At 65.9% G+C, this 21,684-nt stretch carries 19 protein-coding genes and 1 tRNA gene; 11 read left to right on the plus strand and 9 right to left on the minus strand.

The window, feature by feature from the left end; genetic code table 11:
- Nucleotides 1–10: 10 nt before the first annotated feature.
- The 5 genes from CJ179_RS08485 to CJ179_RS08505 are packed head-to-tail and all read right to left on the minus strand — an operon-like array spanning nt 11 to nt 7,564.
- Complete coding sequence (locus tag CJ179_RS08485) at nt 11–1,216, minus strand: glycosyltransferase family 4 protein (protein ID WP_095861180.1); 1,206 nt, start codon at nt 1,214–1,216, stop codon at nt 11–13.
- Nucleotides 1,216–3,495 carry a glycosyltransferase gene (locus tag CJ179_RS08490; protein ID WP_241031524.1) on the minus strand — a complete coding sequence of 760 codons (2,280 nt, stop codon included), beginning with the start codon at nt 3,493–3,495 and terminating at the stop codon, nt 1,216–1,218. Before CJ179_RS08490 ends, CJ179_RS08485 begins: the two co-directional genes overlap by 1 nt.
- Nucleotides 3,492–4,556, minus strand: a complete 1,065-nt coding sequence (locus CJ179_RS08495; RefSeq protein ID WP_095861181.1) for a glycosyltransferase family 4 protein — start codon at nt 4,554–4,556, stop codon at nt 3,492–3,494. The genes CJ179_RS08490 and CJ179_RS08495 overlap by 4 nt, the downstream gene beginning before the upstream one ends.
- Nucleotides 4,553–6,076, minus strand: a complete 1,524-nt coding sequence (locus CJ179_RS08500) for an O-antigen ligase (RefSeq protein ID WP_143548879.1) — start codon at nt 6,074–6,076, stop codon at nt 4,553–4,555. Before CJ179_RS08500 ends, CJ179_RS08495 begins: the two co-directional genes overlap by 4 nt.
- A 9-nt stretch (nt 6,077–6,085) precedes the next feature.
- Nucleotides 6,086–7,564: a hypothetical protein gene (locus CJ179_RS08505; RefSeq protein ID WP_095861183.1), complete on the minus strand. Its 1,479-nt coding sequence runs from the start codon at nt 7,562–7,564 to the stop codon at nt 6,086–6,088.
- 236 nt (nt 7,565–7,800) lie between these two features.
- On the opposite strand from CJ179_RS08505, the gene CJ179_RS08510 reads away from it, so the two are divergent.
- A complete protein-coding gene (locus CJ179_RS08510) occupies nt 7,801–8,502 on the plus strand; it encodes a GNAT family N-acetyltransferase (protein ID WP_095861427.1) in 702 nt (233 codons plus the stop codon).
- A gap of 57 nt (nt 8,503–8,559) precedes the next feature.
- Here the strand turns inward: CJ179_RS08510 and CJ179_RS08515 are convergent, their stop codons facing one another.
- Complete coding sequence (locus CJ179_RS08515) at nt 8,560–9,903, minus strand: polysaccharide pyruvyl transferase family protein (protein WP_072940989.1); 1,344 nt, start codon at nt 9,901–9,903, stop codon at nt 8,560–8,562.
- A gap of 206 nt (nt 9,904–10,109) precedes the next feature.
- Between CJ179_RS08515 and CJ179_RS08520 the strand changes: the two genes are divergently transcribed.
- Both CJ179_RS08520 and CJ179_RS08525 read left to right on the plus strand, forming a co-directional pair.
- Entirely contained in the window at nt 10,110–11,480 is a 1,371-nt protein-coding gene (locus tag CJ179_RS08520) for a glutamate-1-semialdehyde 2,1-aminomutase (protein WP_072940992.1), read from the plus strand.
- A gap of 150 nt (nt 11,481–11,630) precedes the next feature.
- Nucleotides 11,631–12,506: a class I SAM-dependent methyltransferase gene (locus tag CJ179_RS08525; RefSeq protein ID WP_095861184.1), complete on the plus strand. Its 876-nt coding sequence runs from the start codon at nt 11,631–11,633 to the stop codon at nt 12,504–12,506.
- Between the two features lie 127 nt (nt 12,507–12,633).
- On the opposite strand, the gene CJ179_RS08530 is transcribed toward CJ179_RS08525, so the two are convergent.
- The 3 genes from CJ179_RS08530 to CJ179_RS08540 all read right to left on the minus strand — a co-directional run bounded on the left by CJ179_RS08530 (nt 12,634) and on the right by CJ179_RS08540 (nt 14,972).
- On the minus strand, nt 12,634–13,530 hold the full coding sequence (locus CJ179_RS08530; protein WP_257015390.1) for a polysaccharide lyase: 897 nt from the start codon (nt 13,528–13,530) through the stop codon (nt 12,634–12,636).
- Nucleotides 13,531–13,601: 71 nt separating this feature from the next.
- Nucleotides 13,602–14,243, minus strand: a complete 642-nt coding sequence (locus tag CJ179_RS08535) for a ScbR family autoregulator-binding transcription factor (protein ID WP_072940999.1) — start codon at nt 14,241–14,243, stop codon at nt 13,602–13,604.
- A 117-nt stretch (nt 14,244–14,360) separates the two neighbouring features.
- On the minus strand, nt 14,361–14,972 hold the full coding sequence (locus CJ179_RS08540) for a TetR/AcrR family transcriptional regulator (RefSeq protein ID WP_241031699.1): 612 nt from the start codon (nt 14,970–14,972) through the stop codon (nt 14,361–14,363).
- Nucleotides 14,973–15,210: 238 nt separating this feature from the next.
- Here CJ179_RS08540 and CJ179_RS08545 point away from each other — a divergent pair.
- The 8 genes from CJ179_RS08545 (at nt 15,211) to CJ179_RS08580 (ending at nt 21,666) form a co-directional block, all read left to right on the plus strand.
- A tRNA-Gln gene (locus CJ179_RS08545) sits at nt 15,211–15,281 on the plus strand.
- A gap of 76 nt (nt 15,282–15,357) precedes the next feature.
- Complete coding sequence (glmU, locus tag CJ179_RS08550) at nt 15,358–16,860, plus strand: bifunctional UDP-N-acetylglucosamine diphosphorylase/glucosamine-1-phosphate N-acetyltransferase GlmU (protein ID WP_095861185.1); 1,503 nt, start codon at nt 15,358–15,360, stop codon at nt 16,858–16,860.
- The gene (locus tag CJ179_RS08555) at nt 16,857–17,837 is read left to right on the plus strand and encodes a ribose-phosphate diphosphokinase (RefSeq protein ID WP_072941005.1); all 981 of its coding nucleotides are present in this window, start codon (nt 16,857–16,859) and stop codon (nt 17,835–17,837) included. Before glmU ends, CJ179_RS08555 begins: the two co-directional genes overlap by 4 nt.
- Before the next feature lie 71 nt (nt 17,838–17,908).
- Nucleotides 17,909–18,544 carry a DUF2461 domain-containing protein gene (locus CJ179_RS08560; protein ID WP_005238799.1) on the plus strand — a complete coding sequence of 212 codons (636 nt, stop codon included), beginning with the start codon at nt 17,909–17,911 and terminating at the stop codon, nt 18,542–18,544.
- Nucleotides 18,545–18,809: 265 nt separating this feature from the next.
- A complete protein-coding gene (locus CJ179_RS08565) occupies nt 18,810–19,373 on the plus strand; it encodes a hypothetical protein (protein ID WP_072941010.1) in 564 nt (187 codons plus the stop codon).
- 43 nt (nt 19,374–19,416) lie between these two features.
- Entirely contained in the window at nt 19,417–19,803 is a 387-nt protein-coding gene (locus tag CJ179_RS08570; protein ID WP_095861186.1) for a hypothetical protein, read from the plus strand.
- Nucleotides 19,804–19,858: 55 nt separating this feature from the next.
- Nucleotides 19,859–21,076 carry a cytochrome P450 gene (locus CJ179_RS08575; protein WP_095861187.1) on the plus strand — a complete coding sequence of 406 codons (1,218 nt, stop codon included), beginning with the start codon at nt 19,859–19,861 and terminating at the stop codon, nt 21,074–21,076.
- Nucleotides 21,073–21,666 carry a TetR/AcrR family transcriptional regulator gene (locus tag CJ179_RS08580; protein WP_095861188.1) on the plus strand — a complete coding sequence of 198 codons (594 nt, stop codon included), beginning with the start codon at nt 21,073–21,075 and terminating at the stop codon, nt 21,664–21,666. Before CJ179_RS08575 ends, CJ179_RS08580 begins: the two co-directional genes overlap by 4 nt.
- The last annotated feature ends 18 nt before the right edge of the window (nt 21,667–21,684 follow it).

Raw genomic sequence — 21,684 nt, forward strand, 5'->3', positions numbered from 1 at the left:
ATCCGGTCTCTCATCGCATCACCCGCTCGACCGCGAAGAGCCGCGCGTAGAAGTCGATGAGTGCCCGGCGCGACGTCTCCCACGACAGCTGCTGCTCCACCCGAGCCCGGCCCAGTTCGCCCATCCTGTGACGTTTCCGGGAGTCCCGTAACAGCTCGTCGATCCCAGCCGCGAAGGCCGATTCGTCATTGGCCGGGGCGTAGACAGCGGACTCCCCCGCCGATACTCGCGACTCGACGAGTTCGAACGAGACGAGTGGCCGCCCCATCGCCATGTACTCGACGACCTTGTTCATCGTCGACACATCGTTCAACGGGTTTCGTGGGTCAGGCGCAAGACAGACGTCGGCGGTCGACAGACACCGCTGCACGAACTCGTCGGGGACCCGGCCGGTGAATTCGACCGTGTCCGTGAGCCCGAGCTTCTCGCTGAGGGCGACCATGTCTTCGAAGGCGTCCCCCGCGCCCATGAATATGCAGTGGAGGTCGTCCCGGCCGAGGCCGTCCCGCAGGTGAGCGAGGGCGCGTAACGCATAGTCGACGCCGTCCTGCGGACCCATCACCCCCAGGTATGCCGCGAGATACCGCTTGCCGCGCCTCAGGCTCGGATCGGGGTCTCGGCGGACGAATCGACTCAGATCGGGCGCACTCCGGACGACGGTAACCCGCTCCGGCGCCAGATGACCGCGCTCGAGTGCAACCCGCCGATAGCTCTCGTTCGTCGAGATGACAGCGTCGGCGGCGGCCAGTGTGAGCCGTTCCAGGAGTCTGGTCGCCCAGTAGAGGACCTGGCCGCCTCGGGGAAACCGGGACAGGAAGAGTTCGGGCACGAGATCGTGGTGGTCGAACACGAACTTGGCGCCGACCGGGCGAAGCAGCGCAGCGACGAGGAACAGCAGGTCGGGCGGATTGCAGGCGTGGACGGCATCGACCCGATCTTGTCGGCGCACCCGAAGAGCGAGCCGCGTGGTGTGCCACAACGCCAGCCCGTACTCCCGCAGATAGCCCAACGGCCCACCCTCCGCGGCACGCAGGGGGTAGCGGAGAATGCGGACCCCGTCGATCGTGACGTCCGGCTCCCTGTCCTGGGTGGTCCCCATCGGGCAGATCACTGTGACGCGATAGCCGGCCTCCACCAACGCAGTGCTCTCCTGCCACACCCGGCGGTCGAACGGTACCGAAAGGTTCTCTACCAGAATCAGAATGTGCCGACTCATCACACCTCCACCACTTCGGTGAGCAGACGCTCGAATCCTCGCGCCGTGTCTTCGATCCGGAACTGCTGTTCCACCCGTGCACGCCCCGACAACCCCTGCCGAGTGCGCAGCCCCGGGTCCGCGGCCAGGGCGAGGAGCCGCTGCGCCATCGCATGCGCATCTCCGACCGGCACCACGTAGCCCTGTTCACCATCGGTGACCATGTCTCGCAGGCAACCGCAGTCGGTGACCACGAGCGGCACGCCCGCGGCCATGGACTCGATCGCGATGATCGGCACTCCCTCGTGCACCGACGACAGACAGGACACGTCGAGCCCCGGCAGGAGTTGTCGCACGTCCCGTCGAACGCCCATGAAGCGTGTGCGGCCGGCAATCCCGAGTTCATCCGCAAGAGTGCGTAACTCGGCCTCACGTTCGCCGCCGCCGATCACGACCAGCCGCACCCGCACATCAGACTCCGCCACGGAAGAAATCGCTTCGAAGAGCATCTGGTGCGCCTTCTGATCGCTGAGGCGACCGACGATACCGACGATGAAGTCCCGCGGGTCGAGACCGAATGCGGCCCTGGCAAGCTCGGAGTCGGTGTTTCGCGGCAGCGGAGGCAGCACGATCCCGTTCGGAATCACCACCTCGCGGGTGCGTCGCCAGGCGAAGCGCCCAACACCCTCCTCTCGGCGCAGGTACTCGCCTTGCCGAGGGGCGAGCAGGACGAGCGCGTCGGACAGCCACAACGTTTCCACCGTGGAGCGCGGCAGGCAGCGCTTGCCGACCGACGTCAGGTCCATGTCGTGAGCGGCGACGATGTTGGCACGCGCTCCCGCCAGCCTTGCCGCAATTCGCCCCAGCGCCAGTGCCGCTCGATGATGATGAGTGACCAGCACCACGTCCGTGCGATCGCGTCGCAGGCTGCGGATCAACCGTGGCAGGGTTCGCACGTCGTAGCGCCCCGTACGCCCCAGCACTTCGACCTCGAATCCTGCCCTCCGGAACTCCTCGCCGAGGGGCCCGGCCTCGCGCAGACAGATCAGACGTGGTCGTACGACCCGTGGATCGAAGTTCCGGAACAGTTCCAGCATCAGGAGTTCGACACCCCCGACGAACGTCAAGTCCAACACCAGACTGAGCCGGATCGGCCTCGTCGAACGAGGTGGGAGTCGCCCCGCCACCTCCTCGAGCGCGAGTTCGCTCTCGGCGACGCTTGCGCGCAGGCTGAACTCGGACTCGACTCGCGTCCGCGCCGCGAGGCCCATTTCCCGGGATTTCTTCGGCTCCGACAGCACTCGGAGCAGCTTCTCGGCGAGCGCACGCGGCGAACGCGGGGGCACGAGAAATCCGGTCACCCCCTCCGTGATCATCTCCGGGACGCCGCCCACCGCGGTACAGACCGCCGGCCGACCCGCGGCCATTGCCTCGAGCAGCGCCATCGGAAAACATTCCACGCTGTACGAGCTCAGGACGAAGACGTCCATCCCTCCGAGCAAATCTTTCACGTCGTGACGAGACCCGGTGAAGACCACATGGTCGGCGATGCCCAGCTCACTGGCCAGCTGTTCCAGCTCGCCTCTCATCGGCCCGTCTCCGACCACCAGGAACTTCGCGGCCGGCAGCTCGTCGATGACCAGCCGTGCCGCGTGCAGCAGCGTGGCGTGGTCCTTCTCGGGCCGCAGCGCGGCAAGTATCCCCACCACTCGGTCGAGCGGCCCGATCCCGAACTCCGCGATCGCCGCCCGATCTCCACTCGGATCGAACGCTGCGGGATCCACCCCGTTGTGGATTATTCGGATCTTGCCCGGCGGGATGTGCAGATCGCCGACCAGATAGGAAACTTGCGCCTTCGCCACACCGAAATACGCGCTCGTGACCGGGCCGAGTGCGCGGTCGGCGAACCGCCGAAGGACACTCCTCGTGGTGGTCTCACCGCAGTTGTGAACCCATACGACCGTCCGTGGAACTCGGGCCAGGACAGCCGCGACACGGCCGAGAGTCTCGGCGTTGAAGCCGCGCACGATCATGATGTCCGGGGAAATCCTGCGCGTCTCACGCACGAGGTCCCAAAGGGCACCGACCGCCTGCAACTTCGTTCGTCCCAACGCCAGGGCGGGAACAGCACCGGCCGCCAGGGCCGGATACAGTTCGCCCTCGCTTCCGATGCAGATGACGCTGGGCTCGAACCGTTCTCGGTCCAGTCGGGGAAACAGCGTTGCAGCGTGCCGCTCCGCTCCCCCGACGCGGAGGTCCGGCACCACATGCAACACCCGCAGTGGGCGATCGGCCGTCACCGCCGCACCTCCTGGTAAAGGGCATCGAAACGGCGCCACACGACGTCGACGTCGAATTCGGCCCGGATGCGCTCCAACGCCTGCGCTCCGATGCGGGTGCGGGCATCGTCGTCGTAGACCACGTGACGCAAGGCTTGCGCGAGTGCGTCCACGTCGTCGACCGGAACCAGCACCCCACAACGGTCGTCGATCAGTTCGGGGATGCCCCCCACGGCGCTGGCGACAACACACAGACCGTGGGCCATCGCCTCGAGTATCGCCATCGGCTGGCCCTCGTTGCGCGAGGGCAGGGCCAGTACGTGGGAGCTCGCCAACAATTCGGGCACCCGAGCCGGATCGATCCATCCGAGCACCGTGACGGTGGATCCCACCGACAGCTCGTCGACCCTGTCCCGCGCGCGCTGCACTTCGCCGTCACCGGCGATCGTCAGTCGCGCACGCTCGCCTCCGTCGCCGACCATCTTCGCCCACGCGTCGAGCAACGTGAAAGTCCCCTTGCGATCGCCGATGCAGCCGAGGAACAGCACGTGCACCTGTTCACTTCCGGACGGCTGCCGTACCGGACGGCAAGGCCGGACCGCGTTGGGAACAGAGACGATCCGTGCCTGTGGCGCAATCCGCTCGAGGCGCTCCACCCAGCAGTCGCCGAGCGCCACCACCACGTCCGCACCGGTGAGGGTGGCGCGGACGATCGCCTGAAATGGGCGCGGCGATCGGCTGTAGAACTGATGGAAATCGGAACCGTGCACGTGCATCACGATCGGCACCCGGAAGATTCGACATATCCAGGCGAGGATCACCTTCCGGATGAAGCTGCCGGCGACGGAGGTATGAAGATGTACCACATCCGGCCGGTCGCGAACCAGAGCAGCCACGAACGCACCCAGCCCTGTCGCGAACACCACGATTTTCGTCGCGACCGTCCCGTTCCGGTGAGTGCTGACATGGCGAACGTTCCACAACTCCCACAGCGGAGTGCCTTGCATCGTTCGGACGAAGCTTGCCACGCCGCCCCGGGTGGACGTGCTGGTAGATGCCCACAGGGCCCGCTGCCGCTTCATGTTGGTTCCTGTGCTGGGACCGAGTCAGTCGCGCGTCGAGGCGGATCCGGTGTCATCTGGTCCGCGGGAGCCCGCTCTGCCCAGCCGATTACGATTCCGACGAGCAGCATCACGACCGCGTTCGGAAAGTCGAAGAACCGTAGATCTACCGTGAGGCCCGCGATCACCAGCACAACGAAGGCCATCATCGCCACCAGCGCGAGACGCCTCCCGCACAGGCCGTCGGCCGGCAGCACCCGGAATGCGTGGAAGAGACCACTGGCGAGGAGAAGAAGCACCGCGAGCCACAGAACCAACCCGATCAGCCCCAGTTCCGCCGCGATTCCTAGCTCATTGAAATGGGACGCGATTCCGAAGCCGCGAATCCATGGCACATCCGGCGCCCACCTCTGGTGATGGTACGTGTTCATCGCGGTGAAGCGCCCGATCCCCCACCCCGCCAACGGTTTTTCCTGGACTGCCCAGATCGCCGTCTCCGCAGTGTTGAGCCGATCCTGCAGTTCGTCGGGTGATCCGACGCCACCCGCGGACCGATCGCTGCTGGTGAAGGTCGACCACTTGATGGCCACGGCGGCCGTCATGACCGCACCGGTCATGACGAACCCGGTCCGAAATCCCTTGGCAAACGTCGCACCAATCAAAACCACCACAGTGAATGCCAGCCAGACGACTCGCGTGTGGGTGAGATAGACGCCGTATGCGCACGCTACCGCGATAGCGATGGCCAGAATCCTGCTCCACCGGGGTTCACTGCGCGTTGCGGCAAGAAGGAGCGCCACGATGAAACCGAGGGTCAACACCACGCCGTTGACCACAGGCTGGTCGAAGATGCCGACGGCTCGCCCCTCCCAGCTCGGAGACTCGACTATGTAGCGTGGCCAGACGAGTGCGGTCGGACCATGAAACTGCAGAATGCACATCGCTGCCGAGTAAGCGCCGAGCGACAGGATCGTCCACAGAAGTAGCCGGACTGCAGACGCCCGGTCGAATGTGTACCGCCCCACGAGAAACACCGTGAACGGAATGATGGTGCCGGTAAGTACGAATCGCGGTACGGAGAGTTCTGCGCCGGACAGAGGGATTACGGAGCCGTACTGGTGCGAGGAGAACATCGACATCACGTTCCAGGTGACGTAGAGAACCATTGCACACTCGATGGCGCCCAGACGCGGAGCGCGGTTGATTCCCCGGGCAATCCAGATTGCCCACGCGCCCACAACGCCGAGGTACGCCAGGACGAAGGGATCCACGGGCAGAATGCTGGGTAGGGCGACCCGGAGAAACGTGGTGACCAACAGCAGGAGCACAGCGACCACCGGATCGCGAAGCCCGGCGAAGACGAGAACACTGCCGACGGCGCCGAGCAAGAGGAGCACACCGAATTGAGTCGGCACCTTCGCGGCGGCTGCAAGCACGACGAGCACAGCCACGGGGAACACCGCGCCCACCATCCATCGGGAGGTCCATCCACCCGTGGACGAGACACTGGCGGGGTCGGCGAGGCTCGGTGTCCGTCTCATGTCATCAGGTCACGGACGCGCGGTTCGATCCGGAGCGGACTCGCGGACCTTCACGAGGTCGACCGTTTCCAACTCGTCCGAGTCCGCCGGCTCGGCCGACTCGTCCGACTCGGCCGATGGCGGGATCGGCGCACTGCGTCGTGCGCATCGAGGATCGATGATGACGGCACCAAGCAATCTCGACTCCACCTGCCCGAGCAGCCGACATGCCTCCACCGTTTCGGGGACCCGCGTGCGGCGCCTTTCGACCACCAGCACTACCGCGTCTGCTGCCGCGCAGATCACCTGCGCTTCAGCTGCTTCAGTGATCGGCGGAGCCTCGACGACAACCATGTCGGCGATACTGTGGGCGTGTTGGAGCAGGTTGCCGAACCGCTCACGGGTGAACAGCGCGTAGGGATCACCGTTTCCCGTTCCACTCGGCATCTCCGGCATCTCGCCGGGTACCGCCTCCTGGATGAACCCGGCGATCGCAGGTGGGGTGGCCTCAGCGAGGAAATCCGCAACGCCCGGAACTTCATCGGTATTCGTGGCGCTCTCGGAACCGTGCAGATCCGCCCGCAGAATCAAGGATCGTTCGCCCTGGATCGCCCTGTGCTCGGCAATTGCCCGCGCAACCTGGGCAACGCCCTCCGTACGCCGCGGCGCGGTCACCACAACCGTTGCCGGGCGGGGAAGATCGGCTAAGCCGACGATGTTTGCCAAACGTCGGAATTGCGCCTCGCGACGCTGTTCCGCCCGAGGTTTCCCACCACGCGGAACCTCGACCAGAGTATCCACGCCGACCTTCGCACGCACGTCGTCGGCGGTCGTGAGGCGTTTCGACACCGCATCCAGCGCGAGAGCGGCAACGCACCCGAGTATCAGGCCGCCGAACAGCCCGAGTACCGCGTTCCGTACCAGAGACGGGCTCTCCTCTGCGACGCCCGCAGCGAGCTGCTGATCCTGCAGCTCGTTCGTCGTGTCCAACTCGATCGCAGTGATTCGGTCCTGGAGCTGCGCCATTGCGACGGGGTCTGCTTCGGGGGACGAACGTTGCTCCTCGAGCTGTTGCCTGAGCTCTTCGAGGGTGCCGGCTCTGCCTGCGAACCTGACGGTGTTGACATCGTCGCGGAAAGCCCCGGCCATTGCGGCTGCCGAGGACGCCGCGACCTTGGGATCGTTCGCGGTGGCGTCGATGTAGAGGATCGGACTCGCAGCAGCCGTGCTGGCGGCGAAGGTCACATCGTCGGGAACGTCCGCGCGAGCCCGGATCCGCTCCTGGTAGGGCCCGTTGTTGAAGTAGTCGACATACCCCACCACGAGGATTGCGTCCTGCTCGGGGGCCCGGCCCGGCGAGGAGACGATCAGCGCCGCCCTGCCCGTATAGCTGGTCCCGGCTTCCTTCGCCGCCACGACCGCTCCGAGAACCGCCAGTGCAGCAACGAAGACGACCAACACGCGACGGCGCCAAATGCGCTCGAGCTGGACGTTCAATGTGCTGGTCATCTGCCCCTCCACCATCAGGTTGCGGAGAATTGCGCGCCCCCGCTGAGATGTCGGGCGGCTCGGCACGCCATCGTTCAACCCACGGCGCCGACCCGAAATGTCGACTAAGCGATCTTCCCGACCTCAAGATTAATTTACTCCATAGAAGAGTACCTGCGGTATGGTTTTGGCGGATTTTTCATATTTGACGACTAGCACACGCGGCCGAGTATCATCATTCGCCAGAGGTGAGATCGTTGGATCTTCCGAAAACAAGAGTTGCAGTCGTCGCGGCCGCCAGGTTCCACCTCCGGCCGCTCCGCCGGATTCATCTTGCACGCCGGGCCCCGGCCTTACGCCTCGGCCCGGTAGTCGTCGCCGGACAAGAGGTGGCGCTCCGTTCCCCTCGGCTGTCCGACGCAGCCGCCTGGCGGGAAATTCGGCTGCGAGATCAGCGTCTGATCGAACCGTACTGGGTCAGTTCTGCCCTGAGCTGGCCGGAGCGCCACACCGAGGCGATCTGGGTGGACGAATGCCTCCAGTCACGAAAAGCCGCCCGTGCCGGATTAGCGCTGCCGCTGGTGGTCGAGATCGACGGGCGCTTTGCGGGGCAATGCAATCTCGAGCGTATCGACGTGCGCACCAAGACCGCAGAGTTAGGCATCTGGCTCGACGCCCGGGTGACGGGCAAGGGCGTGTGCGCAGGTGTGGGCGTGCTACTCGCGGAATACGCGATCAGTACGTTGGGACTACGCCGAGTCACCGCGCCCATCTGTGTGGACAATGCTGCGGCTGCGAAGCGTGCTGAGCGCATGGGCCTGAGACGCGAGGGCACAATGGCCAGCTTCCTCGACGTCGGCGGCCGCCGTCGAGATCACGACCTGTGGGCGATCACGCCGGAAATGTGGGCGCTCGCCCCGAAGACGGGGGACCCACATCCCGACACCATCCAACATTGACGGCCCCCTGACCACCGCATTCGCGGCGCGCGATTCGCCCGAAACACGAACGGCGCGTTATCGTTCCGTAGCCCGGCGCGACTGTTCCGACTCTACGAGCGCGAACACTCGCTCGAACGCCTGCTTGCTCGCAGACACCTGCGCGCGTGCCTGCGCACGCAGGTCGGATCGCAGACCCGGGGCCTCCCTCCACATGCGGTGAATCGCACGCGTGAGCCGTTCGTCGAGCCCGTCCTCAGCGAGCTGAACCAACTCGACACCGCCGGGGAACATCCCGCTCAGGCCACCGAGTTTGTCGTCGTAATAGCGCGAAGTCGACAGGCCCACAACCGGAATTCCCTGGGCGAGAGCGAAAACCGCAACGTGGTATGCGCCGGTGACGAGTACACGACATCGCGCCACCTCGGACACCAGGTCCCGGGCACTGGCGAAGCGCCCCACCGTGGGTCTCACGATCGGGAACCCGTCGACCAACGGCATCGTCGAGTGACGATCTTCGGCCTCGTATTCGGAGACGATCAGCGGGACGAGACCAGCGTCGACCGTGCCGGCGAACCCCCTCAACACACGGCCGACGACATCCTGCGCCCTGTCCGTGACCGGGGAGTATCCGGCCACGCGAAGGCAAACCCCGATGTCGGTCCCGATCGTGTCGGATTGCATGCCGTAGGCCAACTCCACCGCGTCGTCCCCGGTAACCACGACCCGCTCGGAAGGCACGCCGAGCGACCGCAGGAGAGCGGGACCTCGCTCTTGCTCTCGGACCGCGATGAGGTCGACCTTCGGCAAGACACGCATGGCATGAGCGAGTATGTGTTCTCCTGTGAGCGGTCCGATGCCCTGTCCGCACATCGCGGTCGGTATGTGCAGGTCAGCCGCACGCTCGAGCAGATCGAGGGTGCGGTGAGCCTGGTAGGGATCCACGTCGGTCATGTAGCCGCCGCCCATCGCGAGCACCAGTGAGGCATCGCGGACGGCCATCGGAATGCGCGGAATTCGCCCGGTTTCGTCCGGCACGGCGGTCGGTGTGCGAAGGGAGTCCCGGACCTTGCGCGCGTAGTGCCGTGGACGATCAGAGACAGCCCACCAGCCCGCCGAGACCGGGCCGACCAACCGGGGCCCGGCGTACGCTGGCACCTGCCACCACGGTCCGGATCGTGACCATCTGCTCCCACGTCGATAGGTCACCGGCTCGGCGGCGGGAGCGAACGCGCGCAGCAACGACGGTGCGTAGGTCAGAACGCCGAGCCGCGCACCCGGCCATCGCTCACTCAGGCGCCGGACGGTGACGTCGAGGATGGCGAGGTCACCTCGATTGGTAAGCCAGTACTCCCCGTTCTCGATCAATACACGCACAGTCGAACTGTCGATGCCCGTCGAGTCGGCCTCATAGTTCGCCATTACTGTCCTTGAACGGTCCGGAGAGATATCCAGTACGGCTCCAGTCTCGCGCAGCAGCGCTGGGCCGACAACAGTCTCGTCAGATGCAGCCGGGGAACAGATTTCCGATCGACGCCACTTGCGAGTGCACCCCAGCGGGGAGAGACTCGTCTCGACAGTACCGCACACTTGTAGGCACTGCACCCTCCACACCCCGGAGTTCGGCTATGTCGATTGCACGCGACGACGGCTCAGCCCGCAGGTCGTTCACACGCTCCAACGAACTGCAGTCCCGGCTGAACAGATTGGTCCCGGGCGGCGCGCACACCTATGCGCGCGGACCCGACCAGTATCCGGACTTCATGGCGCCCGTTCTCGTTCGCGGTTCAGGCGCCCGCGTATGGGATGCGGACGGAAACAGTTTTGTCGAATACGGCATGGGTCTGAGATCGGTGACGTTGGGGCACGGCTACCGTCCTGTGACGGACGCCGTGTGTGCGGCGATCGCCGATGGGACGAACTTCAGCCGGCCGACCGAACTCGAACTGCATGCCGCGGAAGATTTCCTCGAACTGGTTCCCGCCGCGGACATGGTGAAGTTCGCCAAGAACGGGTCGGACGTCACCACCGCCGCGGTCCGCCTTGCACGGGCGGTGACGGGTCGAGATGTGGTGGCCATCTGCAATCAACCCTTCTTCTCGGTCGACGACTGGTTCATCGGTACCACCGCGATGAACAGTGGCGTCCCCACCGATGTCGCCGCCAGATCCGCCGGTTTCGCGTACAACGACCTCGCTTCGCTCAGCGCACTTTTCGACTCGAATCACGGTCAGATCGCCTGTGTCATCCTCGAAGCCGCCACCGCAACGGCGGAGCCGGAACCTGGCTTCCTGCAGGGGGTCCGCACCCTCTGTGACCGACACGGCGCACTACTCATCTTCGATGAGATGATTACCGGATTCCGCTGGTCGGCCGGCGGTGCACAGTCGGTCTACTCGGTCGAACCCGACCTGTCGTGCTGGGGAAAGGCCATGGGCAACGGCTTTCCGATCTCGGCCCTCGCCGGTAAACGTGAGTACATGGACCTAGGGGGCCTGAATACGGACCGTGAGCGTGTGTTTCTCCTGTCGACCACGCACGGCCCCGAGTGCGCCGGGCTGGCGGCCTTCCGAGCGGTCGTTCACGTCTACGCCACCGAAGACCCCATATCGCACATGATGCAGTCGGGACAGCTCTTGGCCGATGGTGTCAACGCAGCCGCAGCAGAGATGGGTGTCGCAGACTACGTCCAAGTGATCGGCAGGCCATCCTGCCTCGTCTTCGTCACCCGAGACCCCGAACGTCAACCATCGCAGGAGTTCCGCACGCTCTTCCTACAGGAACTGCTGTCGGGCGGGGTGCTCGGTCAATCATTCGTCACATCCGCAGCACACACCCCGGCGGACATCGCCCACACCCTCGAGGCGACCCGACGTGCCCTGCAGACCTACAGCAAGGCAATCGAATCCGGCAGCGTGGCGGAATTCCTCCGCGGCCGGCCCGTCGCCCCCGCCCTCCGCCGGTATGCCGCACCCCGCAGAATCGGCCCATCGGACTAGTCGCCGGGTTCGCCTCGGAGGCGCCTCCCCGATGTCTACACTGAAGTGTGTAAGGCGGATCTCCGTCCTCGAGCGATCCTTCCTGGTCAGAGCTCTCGGGAGGTCTCGGCCGGAACCCTCACTTCAGTTTCACGGGAGGACTCGATCGATATGTCTCATCCACCGGGCGAACCATCGAAACACTGGCCGCCGCCAGAAGACCGGGACAGAGTTCACTGGCACATCGAACGCGAACTGCGCGAGGAGCTGTTGGCCAGCACCCCCGACACGCGGGAGGCTGTCACTCGTGACGTATACAACCGCCTGTTCGAGGAGGTTCCATGGCATCGAGCGCATGTTACGGACGCGGCGTCCGAAGAAGCCTTCGAAGAGGTATGGTTCCAGCAGTACGGAGCTCTGACTCGGCCAACGGACACCTTGGTCGACGTAGGCTGCGGGACAGGGGCGCTGATTCGCCGGTTCGCGCCCGCCGTGCGCGACTGCATCGGCATCGATGCCTCGGACACGATGGTGAAACTGGCGGACCAGGAGCGACCGGCCAACGCACGCTTCATGGTCGGTAGCGTACTCAACCCACCGCTCCCGCCGTCCTCCGCCGATTTCGTGGTAAGCCGTCAGGTCATGGAGCACCTGCACCCCGACGATGTTCCCGAGCATCTGGCCGCGGTACGGAAGATTCTGCGTCCGGGAGGTCGCTTTCTCATCGAAACACCCAGTCGACTGACCGGCCCTTGGGACATTTCGCGCGGCTTCACTCCAGTGGCCACGGGCTTTCACTTGAAGGAATACACCAACGGGGAGTTGGGCGCCATGCTGCGCGATGCGGGTTTCCGGCGCGTGCGCGGCCGCGCCGTGCCGAGTCGGATATTGACACACCTCGGCAGGATCAAGCGTCACGCGTATGTGCCGGTCGCAGTGAAGGCGATCATCGAGCGTCCGTTGCAGGCAGCCCCGCCGTCCCTTCGTGCGAAGCTCGCCGGCCCACTCGCGGTCCGTGAAGTCATGTTGATCGCCGAGCGCAGGTAGCGCACACCGAAGGGACACGAGGACCGCCGCGCCCTGTTTCACTTTCCCTGTGAGATAAGCGATTTGGGGTAGCGGACGTCCAGATCCGTCGCAATGTGATTCACAGGGCGGGACCGTCGACTGTCGCCTACAGCGCCCCCTCCTCGGTGGCACACCGGAATCCCGCGTGGAAAACGACACCGGTGGGTTGCATTTGTTCCCGGTAGTAGCCCTCTTTGTAATAGACGGTGGACGTGCCGGGAATCAGTGTACGGACGAAGTATGTGTCGGCACCGTTGGCGAACGTCTGCCGTACGCCGTTGAGCCACAGCTTGATCCATCCGGTCGCGTCCGACGCCGACCAGTTGATCTGCATCTTCACGTCATGCCAACTCCCCACGTCCAGTGGGGTGTCGAAGATGGACAGCGTTTCCAGATCGGCGCCGGGAAGCGACTGCTTGTTGACGACGAGCGACCAGTAGCCGTTCCGCTGGCTCACATACCATCCGACCGGTGGGCTTCCGATACTCACGTCCTGGTGCCACTGGTTCGTCAGCCCCCAGCCCAGGCTGGCGTGGTTCTGTGGAAATGTGGAGTCGAATTTAGTGGCGAACTGATACCAGCGTGCCTGGCCCTCGAAGCCGCCGGTGTCGTTCCCGGCCGCCACCTCGGAACGCTCACCTTCCCCGAACGACGGGGCGTCGCCGCTGCGGACCTCGAAGCGAGCGGCCTGGCCATATGTCGCGTCCGGGACGATGCTCGCGGAATAGGTGGGGACGTAGCCCGTTCCGGGGCCGTTGTAGCTCTTGTTCTGCACCGAAGGCCATTGAGAGAAGTTGCCGCCGCTGTAGTCGCCCGTGAAGACCCGCCCCGCGGTCGGCGCGGCGCTTGCCGCTACCGTCACAGCAAGCGGTGTGACCGACATGGCAACGACGACGGCCGCAACGGCCACACGCGAAGCAAACACAGGACGCGAGCGGAACATGGTGGCTCCATCACTTTGGGTGAGCGCGGCCTCCCACAGCCTTCTGTCCGCCCCCAACATAGGCAAGAGAGCTATCCATCACTTTGATGATGAGCGTACTCAGCCTGACATCTGGAAGCTAGTGGCTCCGGTCAGCGCAGTAGGCGCCGCGAAGCGAACTGGCGGAAGTACACGAGCTTCGACGGCTCGACCAGACCGGGAAGGATGAAGTACCAGACCCGTTCCATGCGACGCGGGAGATCATCGAAGGCGCCGGTCGCGCTCGCGACGACGTGAGCCCCGAGCAGCGACCCGAGCAGGAATGTGGACAGCGTCGTCGCGGAGACGTCGTCCTCCGCGAGAATGTCGCCCTCCTCGAGCGCGCGGGTGACGAGTCGTTCGAAACCCTGCTGCCACGACGCCACGACGTTGCCGTGCGTACCCTGGTAGTCGCCGATCTCGTGCTGCAGCCGCAACATCGCCGCGACGATCGGATCGGCACTCGCGGCCTCGATCGCCACGTAGGACAGGGCGACGAGCGCCTCCAGCGCCGGCGTCGGCCCGTCACTCACGGACGTCATACCTGCCGTGAGGCGGATCTGTCCCTCGTCGATGACACCGCGGGCGAGGTCTTCCTTCGAACTGAAGTGGAAGTACAACGCACCTTTGGTCACACCCGACTGCTCGATGATCTCGTTGAGACCCGCATTCGCGTAGCCGAGCCGTAAGAACACGTCGGCCGCCGCCATGAGGACCGAAGCCCGAGTTACCTCTGCTCGAACCTGTCTCGCCATCGACTGCCTCCCGAACAACCCCCCCGACGGGGCGCGCAAACTCCAGCGAACCCTAGCACTTGACAGGCTCAGCCCTCCGGAAGTTGAACCGCGAGTCGGAAAACGAGAACACGTTCACTACGGCGTCGCGCGGGGCCGATCGGTGCCCAACTGTGGATCCGCCTCGAGATTGGTCAGCCCGTTCCAGCACAGGTTGACGAGATGCGCGGCGACGACCTCCTTCGGCGGCGTCCGCTCGTCCAGCCACCACGTCGCGGTGGTGGACACCATTCCGACCAGCGCCTGCGCGTACAGCAGGGCGAGATCCGGATTGAACCCTCGCCGCGCGAAGTCGCCTGCAAGGATGTGCCCGACCTGGCCGATCGCCTCGTTGAGCAGGCTCGAGTACGTTCCGTCCGGCGCCGCCACCGGCGAGTCGCGGACGAGGATGCGGAATCCGTCGGTGTGCTCCTCCACATAGGTGAGCAGCGCCAGCGCCACCCGCTCGACCCGGATCCGGGAGCGGTTCTGCTTCAGCGACGACGTCACCATCTCCAGCAGCCGCGACATCTCCCGATCCACGACCACGGCGTAGAGGCCTTCCTTACCGCCGAAGTGTTCGTAGACGACCGGCTTGGAGACGTGGGCGCGCTGTGCGATCTCCTCGATCGACGTCGCCTCGTAGCCGCGCTCCGCGAACAGGGCTCGACCGATCTCGATCAACTGCTCCCGGCGTTGCGTGCCGGTCATCCGGGTGCGGACCGCCCTCTCGGGGGTCGCGTCCACGTCCGTGGGTCGGGGCACCGAGGCACCATCCTTTCCTGACACTCGCGACGACGAAGCGCCACGGGCAGCGCCGAAACACTGCAGGTAGCACCCACTCTATCGGGGCGTTCGGGACAAATTTCGGCAGCGGTTCGACGTCCGGCGGGTCGGCATGCGAGGATTCTCTCGCGCAAACGGGCGTGACACCCCGTGTGTGTGGCAATCCGCCGTAGTGTAATGGCAGCACCTCTGATTTTGGTTCAGATAGTTCAGGTTCGAGTCCTGGCGGCGGAGCAGAAGCCTGCGGAGATAATTCCTGCAGGTGGAGCTGTCGAGAACAGCAAGAGTGGAACGACCCAGAGGGAGCTTCATGCCAGTGCAGACCGCCGTGGTCGTCCTCGCCGCCGGCGCGGGAACTCGGATGCGGTCGAAGACCCCCAAGGTGTTGCACACCCTGGGCGGACGCACGATGCTGGCGCATTCCCTGCACGCCGCCGCGGAGGTCGATCCGACGCACCTCGTCACCGTCGTCGGTCATGACAAGGAACGCGTCGGAGTGGCCGTCGGCGCGCTCGAGACGGAACTGGGCCGCCCGATCGCGATCGCCGTACAGGAGGAGCAGAACGGCACCGGGCACGCCGTCGAATGCGGCCTGTCCGCCCTGCCCGCCGACTTCCACGGGACCGTGCTGGTCACCGCCGCGGACGTCCCCCTGCTCGACGGCCGCACCCTGCACGCTCTCGTCGACGAGCACCGCAGCGAACCCACCCCCGCGGCGGTCACGGTGCTGACGTTCACCGCCCCCGAGCCCCGGGGCTACGGTCGGATCATCCGCCTGCCCCACGACGGTGAGATCGCCGAGATCGTGGAGGAGGCCGACGCCACCGAGGAGCAGGCGGCCATCACCGAGGTCAACGCCGGCGTGTACGCGTTCGACGCCGAGTTCCTGCGCTCCGCGCTCGGGCAGCTCAACGCGAACAACGCGCAGGGCGAGCTGTACCTGACCGACGTCGTCAAGATCGCCCGCGAGGCCGGCGCCCCCGTCTTCGCCGCCCACCTGGCCGACTCCGCGAAGGTCGCAGGCGCCAACGACCGCGTCCAGCTGTCGAGGCTGGCCGCCGAACTCAACCGCCGGACCGTCGAGAACTGGATGCGGGCCGGGGTCACCGTCGTCGATCCGTCGAGCACCTGGATCGACGTCGGCGTCACGATCGCCCGCGACGTCACGATCCATCCCGGTGTGCAGCTGCTCGGCACCACCTCCGTGGGTGAGGACGCCGTCATCGGTCCCGACACCACCCTCACCGACGTGTCGGTGGGCGAAGGTGCCAGCGTGGTGCGTACCCACGGCTCGGAATCGACGATCGGCGCGGGCGCCACCGTCGGTCCGTTCTCCTACCTGCGTCCCGGCACCGTCCTCGGTGCGTCCGGCAAACTCGGCGCCTTCGTCGAGACGAAGAACGCCGACATCGGGGCACACACCAAAGTTCCTCACCTGACCTACGTGGGCGACGCCACGATCGGCGAGTACAGCAACATCGGTGCGTCGAGCGTGTTCGTCAATTACGACGGCGTCGCCAAGAGCCGTACGGTGGTGGGGTCACACGTCCGGACCGGATCGGACACCATGTTCGTCGCTCCGGTACAGGTCGGTGACGGTGCTTACACCGGCGCCGGCACGGTGCTGCGTTTCGACGTACCGCCGGGGGCACTCGCGGTCTCCGGAGGGAAGCAGCGCAATATTGACGGCTGGGTGCAACGAAATCGGCCCGGTACCGCCGCCGCCGAGGCGGCAGCCGCCGCGGGACCGCACCACAGTTCAGATCTGCACGAAACCGAGAAGCAAGATTTAAAGGATGGCATAGAGCAGTGACCGCGAATTGGATCGACAACCAGAAGAACCTCATGCTTTTTTCTGGTCGCGCGCATCCGGAGCTGGCCGAACAGGTCGCGAAGGAACTCGACGTGCGGGTCACCCCGCAGACTGCCCGTGACTTCGCGAACGGCGAGATCTTCGTCCGTTTCGAGGAGTCGGTCCGCGGCTCCGACGCCTTCGTGCTGCAGAGCCACCCGGCGCCGCTGAACACGTGGGTGATGGAACAGCTGATCATGATCGACGCGCTCAAGCGCGGATCGGCCAAGCGCATCACCGCGATCCTGCCGTTCTACCCGTACGCCCGCCAGGACAAGAAGCACCGCGGCCGTGAGCCCATCTCGGCTCGCCTGATCGCCGACCTCCTCAAGACGGCCGGCGCCGACCGCATCATCACGGTCGACCTCCACACCGACCAGATCCAGGGCTTCTTCGACGGCCCCGTCGACCACATGCACGCGCAGGGTCAGCTCGCCGAGTACATCCGCGGCAACTACGGCACCGACAACATCGCCGTCGTCTCCCCCGACTCCGGTCGCGTCCGGGTCGCCGAGAAGTGGGCCGACACCCTCGGCGGCGCGCCGCTGGCGTTCATCCACAAGACGCGCGACCCGCTGGTGCCGAACCAGGTGAAGTCCAACCGCGTCGTCGGTGACGTCGAAGGCCGCACCTGCATCCTGATCGACGACATGATCGACACCGGTGGAACCATCGCCGGCGCCGTGAAGATCCTCAAGGAAGCCGGCGCGGGCGACGTGATCATCGCCGCCACCCACGGCGTCCTGTCCGACCCGGCGGCCGAGCGTCTCGCCGCATGTGGTGCGCGGGAAGTCATCGTCACCAACACGCTCCCGATCGACGAGTCGAAGAAGTTCCCGACCCTCACGGTGCTGTCCATCGCGCCGCTGCTGGCTCGCACCATCAAGGAAGTTTTCGAGAACGGCTCCGTCACGTCGCTGTTCAACGGCAACGCCTAGGCGCTTCGCGCCTGTGAGTGGTTGACGAGTCCAGGGACTCGTCAACCACTCACAGGCGTAGCCTTGCCCGTGTGTTCACCGGGATCCCCACCGCTGCTCTCGACTTCTACGAGGACCTCGAGGCAGACAACAGCAAGAGTTTCTGGACCGCGCACAAATCCGTCTACGACGACTCGGTGCGCGCACCCATGACCGCCCTGCTCGCGGAACTCGAATCGGAGTTCGGCGCGGGCAAGGTGTTTCGCCCCTACCGCGACGTCCGGTTCTCGAAGGACAAGACGCCCTACAAGACCCATCAGGGCGGATTCGTCGAGACCCGCCCCGGCGTGGGCTACTACGTGCAGATCGACGCGGCCGGACTGTTCGTCGCGGGCGGCTTCTACTCGCATACCCCGCTGCAGGTCGGCCGCTTCCGTGACGCCGTCGACGACGACCGCAAGGGTCGCGAACTCGTCCGGCTCGTGAAGAAGGTCCGGTCGTCCGGCTTCGAGATCGGCGGCGACACGCTGAAGACGCGCCCCCGCGGTGTCGCCGAGGACCACCCGCGCCTCGACCTGATGCGGCACAAATCGCTCACCGCCAGCCGGAGCTACCTCTCCCCCGACTGGATCGAAACTCCCCGCGCCGCTGACGAAGTCCGCACTGCCTGGCGTTCGATGCGCCCGCTCGTCGACTGGCTGACCACCGTGATCGGTGCCGGAGAATGAAACTTACCGGTCGGGAAAACATGTGTGGCACACAGCGTTTCCTCGGCACTTTCCGGGGCCTCGACATGATCTTCGTCACGCTTGGCCGCAGAACCGCAGGTCGTACTTACGGCGATGTGACCCGCACGCGCGAATTCCCCTACTGTGGCTCGTCGTGATCGACGCGCAGACTCTCTCCGGCCCTATCGATATCGCTGCAATTCGAAACGTCCGGCGTTGGTCGCCGGGGGCGTGCGTATGGTGCGGAGACGACAACGCAGTCGAGATGTTCCGTAACGAACCTCGGTGTGGCACTTGCCGCGAGAAGGAAACGGTCATCGACGAAGCCCGCCGCTTCCTCGGCATGTACGGACTGCGTCCACTCGGCGGCACGTTGCAGTCCGACGACGACGAGGAGCGCGAGCACCGGGTCAACGCCCGCGACGCGCGCCGCGACCTCAACGAGACGAAGCTCTCGGAGCTCCCGGACCCGGCCGCAGTGCGCAAGGCGCTCCGTCCCCGGGCTGCCAGCGTGGTGTCGGAGCCGCGCAGCACCGCCCATTCCGGAACGTCGTCGGCCACTGCGTCGTCTCGCCCGAGCGCGTCCCGCACGTCGGCCACGCCGCCGGTGGCACCGGTGCGCACCGACGCCGTCGACGTCGCCGCGCTCGAATCGCGCGTTACCGGCCTGCTCGATCAGCTCTCGGCCATCGATGCTCAGATGAACCTGATCGGTGAGCCCGCCGGCCTCGCCGCACGCGCCCGGATCAGCGACCTCGAGAAGCAGCGCGCCACTGTGCTCCGCACCCTCGCGGCACTGGAGAAGGCCCGGATCGCGGCCGGCCAGTAGGCCACATCCTCCGGGCTGCCGCAGGGTGATACCGTCGCCCTTCGTGCAGCCCGTCTCCTCTCCCACCGCGCTGGTCATCGACGCGAAGAAACCGCCGATGGGCCCGATGCTGGTGACGCCCAATGCCCGGATCAACGGCTTTCCCGTGCCGCTTCGGTGGGGTCACAACGTCATTCCGGCGCCTCCCGGTGTGCACCACATCGAGATCGCGGTCCCGTGGATCTGGGAGCAGGGCAAGGCGCAGATCACCGTCGACAACCGGTACCACCCGGCGCCCCCGGTGTATTACGCGTCGCCGTTCAGCAGTTTCAGCAAGGGCGCCATCGACCACCGGCCGGTGAAGAATCCCGGTTTGCTCGGACTGCTGCTGATTCTCACCCCGGTACTCGTGATGATCCTCGCCGTGGTGGCGTTCGCCCTGTTCGGCTAGGCGCCCGGCCCCTAGCACCATTGACACTTCTGGCGATGTGTCTCACCATCGATACATGACCGCACATGTGTCGAGCGTCTCGTTCGTGCCGAGGTCCGGACCCACGTGGCGCGCCCCGTGGCAGATGTACGCCGCCCTGCGCGACCACGACCCCGTCCATCGCGTCGTCCCCGAGGACGCACCCGGGAACGACTACTGGGTGTTGTCCCGGCACGCCGACGTCTACGCGGCGGCCCGGGACGCCGAGACGTTCTCGTCCGCCGCCGGCCTCACCACGACGTACGGCGAGCTGGAGAAGATCGGCCTGCAGGACAATCCGCCGCTGGTGATGCTCGACCCACCCGACCACACCGCGTTCCGCCGCCTCGTGTCGAAGGGATTCACCCCGCGCCAGGTCACCGCCGTCGAACCGGCGGTCCGGGCTTTCGTGGTGGAGCGCCTCGAACGACTGCGGGAGGCCGGCGAGGGCGATGTCGTGAAGGAGCTGTTCAAGCCGCTGCCGAGCATGGTCGTCGCCCACTACCTCGGCGTCCCCGAGGAGGACCGGGCGCAATTCGACGGCTGGACCGACGCGATCGTCGCGGCCAACGCGCAGGGCGACACGCTGCAGGCGACGGGTGCGGTCACCGATCTGATGGGCTACTTCGGCGGACTGATCGAGCGGCGGCGCACCGACCCCGGAGACGACACCGTCTCGCACCTCGTCGCGGGCGGGATGGGAGCCGACGGCGATCTCACCGGACTGCTCTCCATCCTCGGTTTCGCGTTCACGATGGTCACCGGCGGCAACGACACGACCACCGGAATGCTCGGCGGCGCGGTCCAGTTGCTCACCGAACACCGGGATCAGCGCCGCGATCTGATCGACCACCCGGAGCTACTCGGCGACGCCGTCGAGGAATTGCTGCGGCTCACCGCCCCCGTCCAGGGCCTCGCCCGCACGGTGACCCGCGACGTCGAAATCGAGGGCACCACCATCCCCGAGGGCCGGAAGGTGTTCCTGCTGTACGGCTCCGCGAACCGCGACCCGCGCCGGTTCGGACCGGATTCGGAGGAGCTGGACGTGCGCCGCAGACCGACGCAGATCCTCACGTTCAGTCACGGCGCCCACCACTGCCTGGGTGCGGCCGCGGCCCGGATGCAGGCCCGGGTAGCGCTGGAAGAACTGCTGGCCCGCTGCCCCGACTTCACGGTCGACGTCGACGCCGTCGTCTACGCCGAGGGCAACTACGTGCGCCGCCCGACGAGCATCCCGTTCCGGGTGCGCGAATGAACGCCGACTGGATGCGCGACGAACGACCCCGCCTCGCCGCCGAGCGAATCCTCGACGTCGCCGCCCAGCTGTACGTCGACAACGGCATCACCGCTGTCGGTATGGCCGACGTCGCCCGGGCGGCCGGATGTTCCCGCGCCACGCTGTACCGCTACTTCGACAGCAGACAGGCATTGCAGCTGGCGTTCGTCCACCGCGAGGCCCGGCGCATCGGCGCACTGGTCGCGGAGGAGGTGTCCGGAACCGCCGACCCGAAGGACGCGATCGTGGAGGCGATGCTGGCCGCGATCCGGCTGGTGCGCGCCGACCCCACTCTGGCCGCGTGGTTTCAGCTCGGCGACTCGGGCCTGGCCGCGCAGATCGCGCACTCGTCGGATGTCATCGAGTCGCTGGGCACCGCGTTCCTGGGGCAGGCGGGATTCTCCGGAGAGGAGACGTCCAGGAAGGCTCGGTGGCTCGTCCGCATCATCGTCTCGCTGCTCGCCGTCCCGGGCATCGACGACTCCGACGAACGCACCATGCTCGAACAGTTCGTCGCACCTGCATTGGTCGCACACGATGCCGACGAACGGGACGCTCGTTCGATCTGACGCAACGAGCGTCCCGTT

It is taken from the genome of Rhodococcus sp. ACS1, from assembly GCF_002300155.1.
GTDB lineage: Bacteria > Actinomycetota > Actinomycetes > Mycobacteriales > Mycobacteriaceae > Rhodococcus_F > Rhodococcus_F koreensis.

Excerpts from the sequence above, each read along its gene's own strand:
- CJ179_RS08485 (WP_095861180.1), bottom strand. The coding sequence starts at position 1,216 with ATGAGTCGGCACATTCTGATTCTGGTAGAGAACCTTTCGGTACCGTTC.
- CJ179_RS08495 (WP_095861181.1), bottom strand. The coding sequence starts at position 4,556 with ATGAAGCGGCAGCGGGCCCTGTGGGCATCTACCAGCACGTCCACCCGG.
- CJ179_RS08500 (WP_143548879.1), bottom strand. The coding sequence starts at position 6,076 with ATGAGACGGACACCGAGCCTCGCCGACCCCGCCAGTGTCTCGTCCACG.
- CJ179_RS08505 (WP_095861183.1), bottom strand. The coding sequence starts at position 7,564 with ATGACCAGCACATTGAACGTCCAGCTCGAGCGCATTTGGCGCCGTCGC.
- CJ179_RS08515 (WP_072940989.1), bottom strand. The coding sequence starts at position 9,903 with ATGGCGAACTATGAGGCCGACTCGACGGGCATCGACAGTTCGACTGTG.
- CJ179_RS08520 (WP_072940992.1), top strand. The coding sequence starts at position 10,110 with ATGTCGATTGCACGCGACGACGGCTCAGCCCGCAGGTCGTTCACACGC.
- CJ179_RS08525 (WP_095861184.1), top strand. The coding sequence starts at position 11,631 with ATGTCTCATCCACCGGGCGAACCATCGAAACACTGGCCGCCGCCAGAA.
- CJ179_RS08530 (WP_257015390.1), bottom strand. The coding sequence starts at position 13,530 with ATGTTGGGGGCGGACAGAAGGCTGTGGGAGGCCGCGCTCACCCAAAGT.
- CJ179_RS08535 (WP_072940999.1), bottom strand. The coding sequence starts at position 14,243 with ATGGCGAGACAGGTTCGAGCAGAGGTAACTCGGGCTTCGGTCCTCATG.
- CJ179_RS08540 (WP_241031699.1), bottom strand. The coding sequence starts at position 14,972 with ATGACCGGCACGCAACGCCGGGAGCAGTTGATCGAGATCGGTCGAGCC.
- glmU (WP_095861185.1), top strand. The coding sequence starts at position 15,358 with ATGCCAGTGCAGACCGCCGTGGTCGTCCTCGCCGCCGGCGCGGGAACT.
- CJ179_RS08565 (WP_072941010.1), top strand. The coding sequence starts at position 18,810 with ATGTTCCGTAACGAACCTCGGTGTGGCACTTGCCGCGAGAAGGAAACG.
- CJ179_RS08575 (WP_095861187.1), top strand. The coding sequence starts at position 19,859 with ATGACCGCACATGTGTCGAGCGTCTCGTTCGTGCCGAGGTCCGGACCC.
- CJ179_RS08580 (WP_095861188.1), top strand. The coding sequence starts at position 21,073 with ATGAACGCCGACTGGATGCGCGACGAACGACCCCGCCTCGCCGCCGAG.